This window comes from Sphingobium sp., assembly GCF_048594625.1.
Lineage (GTDB): Bacteria > Pseudomonadota > Alphaproteobacteria > Sphingomonadales > Sphingomonadaceae > Sphingobium.
In genome coordinates this window covers 41746-48849 of sequence record NZ_JBMDWL010000145.1, presented here as the reverse complement: position 1 = coordinate 48849, position 7104 = coordinate 41746, and the positions used below count along the sequence as shown (strand labels likewise).

Annotated in this window: 5 protein-coding genes and 1 pseudogene; all 6 read left to right on the top strand. The window is 62.2% G+C overall.

Annotation, left to right across the window (positions count from 1 at the left end):
- A pseudogene (locus ACOJSJ_RS18635) lies at nucleotides 1–388 on the top strand (aliphatic sulfonate ABC transporter substrate-binding protein); the annotation flags it as partial.
- A gap of 120 nt (nucleotides 389–508) precedes the next feature.
- Nucleotides 509–3082 carry a TonB-dependent receptor plug domain-containing protein gene (locus tag ACOJSJ_RS18630; protein ID WP_420146449.1) on the top strand — a complete coding sequence of 858 codons (2574 nt, stop codon included), beginning with the start codon at nucleotides 509–511 and terminating at the stop codon, nucleotides 3080–3082.
- Complete coding sequence (locus ACOJSJ_RS18625) at nucleotides 3072–4022, top strand: ABC transporter substrate-binding protein (RefSeq protein ID WP_420146448.1); 951 nt, start codon at nucleotides 3072–3074, stop codon at nucleotides 4020–4022. The genes ACOJSJ_RS18630 and ACOJSJ_RS18625 overlap by 11 nt, the downstream gene beginning before the upstream one ends.
- An 82-nt stretch (nucleotides 4023–4104) precedes the next feature.
- Entirely contained in the window at nucleotides 4105–4896 is a 792-nt protein-coding gene (locus ACOJSJ_RS18620; RefSeq protein WP_420146447.1) for a class II aldolase/adducin family protein, read from the top strand.
- Nucleotides 4897–4906: 10 nt separating this feature from the next.
- Complete coding sequence (locus ACOJSJ_RS18615) at nucleotides 4907–6256, top strand: LLM class flavin-dependent oxidoreductase (RefSeq protein WP_420146446.1); 1350 nt, start codon at nucleotides 4907–4909, stop codon at nucleotides 6254–6256.
- Between the two features lie 89 nt (nucleotides 6257–6345).
- The gene (locus tag ACOJSJ_RS18610; protein WP_420146445.1) at nucleotides 6346–6999 is read left to right on the top strand and encodes a peroxiredoxin-like family protein; all 654 of its coding nucleotides are present in this window, start codon (nucleotides 6346–6348) and stop codon (nucleotides 6997–6999) included.
- The last annotated feature ends 105 nt before the right edge of the window (nucleotides 7000–7104 follow it).

Sequence of the window (7104 nt, the reverse complement as noted above, 5' to 3'; positions counted from 1 at the left end):
TGTCGCGATCAAGGAAGGCGCGCGCGCGATCGTGGATGCGAAGGACTATGGCCTGCCCATCTATATCGATATTGCGCATGCGGACTCCATCGATCCCAAGCGGGCGATGCTGGCCGACTTCCTGAAGCGGGAGGCGAAGGCCGTCGCCTGGGCGCGGGCGCATCCGGATGATTTTGCAAAGGTGCTGGCGAAGGAAACGGGCCTGCCGCTCGACATCGCCCGCGCCAGCTTCGACCGCAACAATCGCGTCGCGCAGCCGATCGACGGTCAGATCGTCTCGCATGAACAGGGCATCACAGCCCGTTTCCAGCGGGCAGGCTTGACCGATGGCAGGCGCGACGTCGCGCAGGCATTCGACGCCAGTTTCGGCGTATCTGCGAAACAATAACTTCGTCATTGGAAAGCTAATCTAAAGTTTAACTTTAATCATCGATCCGGTCGTAAAGTCATTTTTCAACTAAATAAGTAGAAAATAGACAGGCCCCAACAATATTGGGGATTATAACAGATGAAGACCGTTTCTGCCTATCTTGCATCGTCAGCGCTCACGATTGTCTCCTTCGCTGTATCACCGGCGCTGGCACAGGCAATCGCTGCGCCGGAAGATGTCGCTGCGGACGCCGGGACGATCATCGTCACCGGCGTCCGTGGCGCGCCGCGTACCATCGCGGAAAGCCCGGCGCCGATCGACGTCGTGGGCGCGGACAAATTGCAGGCGACCGGTTCCGCCGAATTTGGCGAAGCGCTGTCGAAACTGCTGCCGTCGATCAATTTCGGGTCGACCCATGCGGGCGTGTTTTCCATCGGTCGCCCGGTCACCAACCGGGGCCTCGCCCCCGCTTACACGCTGGTGCTGGTCAACGGAAAACGGCGCCATAACGGCGCTTTCCTCAATAACAGCACGGCCGACACATCGGGCGCCAACCCGGTGGACATCGACCTGATCCCCACCAGCGGCATCGACCGGATAGAGGTTCTGAAGGACAGCGCCGCCGCCCAATATGGCACCGATGCGATTGCAGGCGTCATCAATATCCAACTGGCGGAAAAGGAAGGGCTGAGCGGCGATTTCACTTATGGCACGCTCTATGACGCCAATGGGAAGCCGGACAGCTGGAAGGGCACGATCCGTTACGGCACGAAGATTGGCGACGGCGGCTTCCTGACGATCAGCGGCGATGTGCGCAAGCGGGGCGGGGCATGGTGGAACCTGCTGTCGACCGACACCAACCTCTATGGCCTGCCCGCCGGACGTACCATCGATCAGGTCGTCGCCAGCAGCGGCCTGACCCGCGCGCAGGTGGAAGCGAACATAGCGGAAGCTAATGCCCGCAACGCGGAGTGGAACCGCGACGGCGCGCATAATGGTGATCCTCAGATCAAGGCATTCAACCTGGGCTACAATGCCCAGCTGCCGGTCAGCGACAACGCGACCCTCTACAGCTTCGGCACCTATGGCGAGCGCGACGCCCAAATCGGCAATAATTTCCGTCGCCCCAACAGCACCGCCAACTTCACATCACTCTTCCCCGACGGCTATTATCCGCTCAACAATATCGACGAGACGGATTTTCAGTTCGTCGGCGGGTTGAAGGGGACGCTGGTCGGCTGGGATTATGACATCTCCTCCTCCTTCGGCCGCAACGCCAGCCGCCAATGGTCGAAACTGTCGATCCGCCCGTCGCTTGGTCCCACCAGCCCCACCCAATGGCCCAATCTCGCCAATTTCGAGTTCCGCCAGTGGACCCATAATGTCGACCTGCACCGGGAATTCGACATCGGTTTCGCAAAGCCGCTGGAAGTGTCGATCGGCGGCGAATATCGGCTCGACCGCTTCCGCACCTTCGCGGGCGATCCGTTGGCCTATCAGGGTGCGACCTACACGTTCAAACCGGGGGACCAGCAATATGACTGGAATGTCGGCCGCGTTGCATCGCCCGTGGTGCAGGGCGCGATCGTCCTGTCCCCCGCCGACGAAGCCGACATCAGTCGAAAGGTTTATGCGGGCTATGTCGATATCGGCCTCTATCCCACCGACGCCTGGTATATCGGTGCCGCGGTCCGCGCCGAACATTATAGCGACGGTTCGGGCAGCCCGGTTGGCCTCAAACTCAACAGCCGTTATGAAATCAGCCCCGCGCTCGCCATTCGCGGCACGGTGGGCACCGGTTTCCGCGCGCCATCGCTGACGCAGGTCGGCTATGCGCAGACGGACGGGCGCACATCCTCCTTCTTCAACGCCGCAACCGGCCAGACGGAGTTGCGTCCCACCGTCGCGAAACTGGTCACGGCGGACAGCAATGTCGGCCAGTTGCTGGGCGCAAAACAGCTAAAGGCGGAAAAGACGTGGAATGCCGGACTGGGCATCGTCTTCACGCCGATCTCGGCGCTGTCGGTCACGTTCGATGGCTATTATATCCGTATCAGGGATCGCATCCAGCGCACGGGCCGCCTGTTCGGCCCCGGCATTTCCGCGATCCTCGCCGCCAACGGCCTGTCCGACATCGAACAGGCGGAATATTTCATCAACGCTGCCGATACGGAGACCAAGGGCTTCGATCTGGTCGCCGACTATTCCACTGGCCTTGGCGATCTGGGCAAGCTCGGCCTGACCTTCGCCTTCAACTACAGCAAGACGGAAGTGAGCGATGTCGTGGCGCCCCCGGCGCAATTGTTCGGGGCTGACGGCGCCTCTCTGCTGGGCGCTGGCTCCGTATTCTTCGGCGGCGACAAGCTGGGCGAACTGGAAGTGCTGCAACCGCGCACGAAACTGGTGAGCACGCTTAACTGGTCGAAGGGCATTTTCGGCCTCAGCATCACCAACACGCGCTACGGCAAATATACGCAGCGCACCGCCGCGGGTGACGACCGCTATTTCGGCGCGAAGCTGATCACCGACGCCAGCATCAGCGCAAAGGTGACGCAATTTGCGACCCTGTCCGTCGGCGCGACCAACCTGTTCGACGTTCGTCCCGAAACCAACGGGCCGGGCAATCCCCAGACCGGGCAGGGCTATTATGGCCCGTCGCCCTTCAATCCCGCAGGTGGCTATTATTATGGACGGATCGCACTTGCTTTCTGATCGACGCACCTTTCTCGTCGGCGCTGCCGCGCTTGGCCTCACCGCATGCGGCGGGGCCGGGAAGGGCGGTCGCACGAAACTGGTGCTGGGCGATCAGGTCCATCTGCTCCAGTCGAAGGCGAAGGCGGCAGGCGCGCTCCAGAACCTGTCCTATGACATAGAATGGGCCAATTTCGTGGGTGCGGCGCCCTTGCTGGAAGCGCTCAATGCCGGGGCGGTGGATACCGCGCCCGCGGGCGACCTGCCCGTCGTGCTGGCGGCGGCGGCGGGCGCGCCGCTCAAGGTGATCGCGGGATCGCTGTCCTCCACCCGTGACATCGGCATCATCGTGCCGCCCGGATCGCCCATCCGCCATGTCGCGGACCTCAAGGGCCATCGCGTCATCGTCTCCAGTGCGCGGGGCAGCATATCCCATTATCTGCTGCTCGAAGCGCTCAAGGAAGCGAAGGTCGATCGCAAGGCTGTCGGCATCGGTTTCATGCTGCCCAACGATGCCGCCGCCGCCTTCGCCGCCGGGCGGATAGAGGCGTGGGCGACATTCGGCACCTATCAGATCGCGGCTGAGGCGCGGGGCGCACGGTTGCTTCGTGACGGATCGGGGATCAATACCGGCCTGACCTTGATCGCCGCATCGGACGCCGCGCTGGCCGATCCAGCGAAGCGCGATGCGTTGCGGGATGTCCTGTCCCGCCTGCGCACCGCCAGCCAGTGGTCGCAGGCGCATCCAGACCTCTACGCCAGCGTCTTTGCAAAGGCGACCGGCGTCGATCCGAAACTGGCGAAGCTGATCGTGGACCGGCAGAACCCGGTGCTGATCCCACCCGACGATACAGTCATCAAGCCGCTGCAACGGGTGGTTGATCGCTTCCATGCCGACGGCGAATTGCCTGTCCATGTCGCTGTCGCAGACATCGTCGATCCGGGCGTCTTCCCGACATGAGCGGCGCTTGCCCAACCATCAGACATTCTCATTGGGCGCATCGTCGCCCGGCCCCTAAATTCCCCCGCAAAGGAGCATTCCCATGGCTGCAGTCCTGAAAGACGATCGTTTCCGCGCATCTGGCATCAGCGAAGCGGAATGGAAGGTCCGCATAGACCTTGCCGCCTTCTATCGCCTGTCGGCTCTCTATGGCTGGGATGATTTCATCTACACCCACATCTCCGCCCGCGTACCGGGGCCGGACCATCATTTCCTGATCAACCCTTTCGGCCTGATGTTCGATGAAATCACCGCGTCCAGCCTGGTGAAGGTGGACCTCGACGGCAATGTCATCGGGCAAAGCGATTATGGCATCAACTATGCGGGCTATGTCATCCATTCGGCGATCCATGGCGCACGCGACGACGCCCATTATATCGCCCATTTCCACAGCGCCGACGGCATGGCCGTGTCCGCCCATGCCGAAGGATTGCTGCCGCTGAACCAGCGTGCGCTCGCCCTGATCCCGCGCCTGTCCTATCATGATTATGAAGGCGTCGCGCTCAATCTGGATGAGCGTGAAAGGCTGGTCGCCGACCTTGGCGATACGAAGGTCATGCTGCTGCGCAACCATGGTACGCTGGCGCTGGGCGCATCGCCGGGTGAAGCGTTCAGCGGCATCTATCATTTGGAGGAAGCCTGCAAGGCGCAGGTGCGATCATTGTCCATCGGCCGCGACCGGGTGCTGATCGCGCCCGAAGAAGCGCAGGAGGAAGTGCGCCGCCAGATCAGCCGCGAACGCAAACCAGTGGAAGGCGGCAAGTCGCATTATGACCTCGTCTGGGAAGCCGCCCTGCGCAAGGCAGGCCGCCAGTCCCCCGGCTTTGACGCATAAGGGGCGGTTCATGGCCAAACGACAACTCAAACTCGGTCTCGTCCCTACCGGCGTGGGTGGTCCCGGCGACAGCAACCGATGGCTGGACCCCGAAATTCCGGTCGATGCCAGCGTCAATATCGACTGGTATATCGATGTCGTCCGGCAGGCGGAGGCGGCGAAGTTCGACCTGGTCTTCATCGTCGACAGCCAGTTCATCACGCAGCATTCGCCGCCCCATTATCTCAACCGACTGGAACCGCTGACCCTGTTGTCGGCGCTGGCGGTGGCGACCAGCCATATCGGCCTCGTCGGCACACTGACGACATCCTATAATGATCCATTCAACCTCGCCCGCCGCTTCGCCTCGCTCGACCTGATCAGCAAGGGGCGCGCCGGGTGGAATGTGGTGACCAGCGGGGATGCGGGCACGGCGGGCAATTTCAGCCTGCCAGACCATTTCGACTATGATACCCGCTATCGCCGCGCGACCGAATTTCTGGATGTGGCGCGCGGCCTGTGGTCCAGTTGGGAAGAGAGTGCACTGGTCCGCGACCGGGCGGCCGGGCGGTTCCTCGATCCCGAACGACTGCATCGGCTCGACCATCGCGGCGAGTTTTTTCAGGTCGTCGGCCCGCTCAACATCCAGCGCTCGCCGCAGGGCGAACCGGTGATATTTCAGGCGGGCGACAGCGATCAGGGGCGCGATCTGGGGGCGACGATCGCCGACGCCATTTTCACCCATGCGGCAACGATCGAACAGGGGCAGGCCTTCTACGCCGACCTGAAAGGACGCGCTGTGCAGCAGGGGCGCAATCCGGACGAAATCGTGATCCTGCCCGGTTTCTTCGTTTATATCGGCGATACCGACGAACAGGCGCAGGACATCCAGCGCCATTATCGCGAACAGGATCAGAGCTTCGATCAGGCGCTGGCGGAGTTCGGCCGCCCCTTTGGCTGGCATGATTTCCGCCAATATGATCCCGATGCACCGTTTCCGGTCGAAGCGCTGGAACATGCGAAGAGCAGCTTTTACACGCAGGCGAAGAAGGTGACGGAACAGGCCGTCGAACAGGGGTTGACCCTGCGTCAGGCGGTGGAGCGGGCGCGGGTGGGGCGCCGCAGTCCCTTCGTCGGTTCGGCGCAAACGGTTGCGAACGAAATCCAGCGCTGGTTCGACGGCCGCGCCCTCGATGGCCTGAACGTCCATCTAGGCCATCCCGCGCAGTTCAGGCGCTTTGTTGAAGAAGTCGTCCCGATCCTTCAGGCGCGGGGGTTGTTCCGAACCGATTATGAGGCCGATACGCTGCGCGGCAATCTGGGCCTGTCCATTCCCGCGAGCCGACATCAGCCACGCGTGCAAAGGCAGGATGCCGCCTGAAACTATGACGATTCATCGTCGCTGCGCACGCAACTCTCATTGGCGATGAAATAGCCCTGCCGCCATCATGATCCCGACCCAAGGAGATCATGATGGCGACACTTCTCACCCACAGCCTCAAGGACCGCTATGCCGCTTTGCAGGCGGAACGGGAACGAAACTGGGCGCCGGCGCAGTTGCAGGCCAATGCCGATCAGCGCCGCATATTGACCGAACGTTTCGATCCCACGGTAGTAGCGCAGCCGGGCACGTTACTGCCGCCTTTGTCTTTCCAGGAAGTCGATGGCGGCGTGATCGATCTCGACGGGCTAACCGCCAATGGCCCGGCGCTGTTCATGTTCTTCCGGTTTGCGGGGTGTCCTGCCTGCAATATTGCCTTGCCCTATTATGCCGAAACGCTCTGGCCCGCACTGGCCGAACGCGGCATTCCGCTGGTTGCGCTCAGCCCGCAGCAACCCGATCGCCTGCGCGACATAAAGCAGCGCCATAGCCTGCCTTTCCATGTCGCGACCGATGCCGACAACGGATTCGCGCGGATTTTGGGTATCAGCTTCCAACCCGATCATCGTCCGTCGCCACCGCCGCCGGGCTGGATCGGCGAAGTGACCGGCACGCATAGCTGGGAACTGCCGCAACCCGCGATACTTCTGGTCGGGCAGGGGCGGGATGTGCAATGGCTGCATGTCAGCCCGGATTGGCTGGACCGACCGGAATCCACCGACATTCTGAAACATATCGGCTGAAAAGGCAGACGCAGCGCACGACGGCGGCGATCCGCTGGAGCGTTCGTAGGTCGGCCCGCTGGCCGCTATGGGCATTCCATGCCCAGCGCCAGCGGCCACGGACAT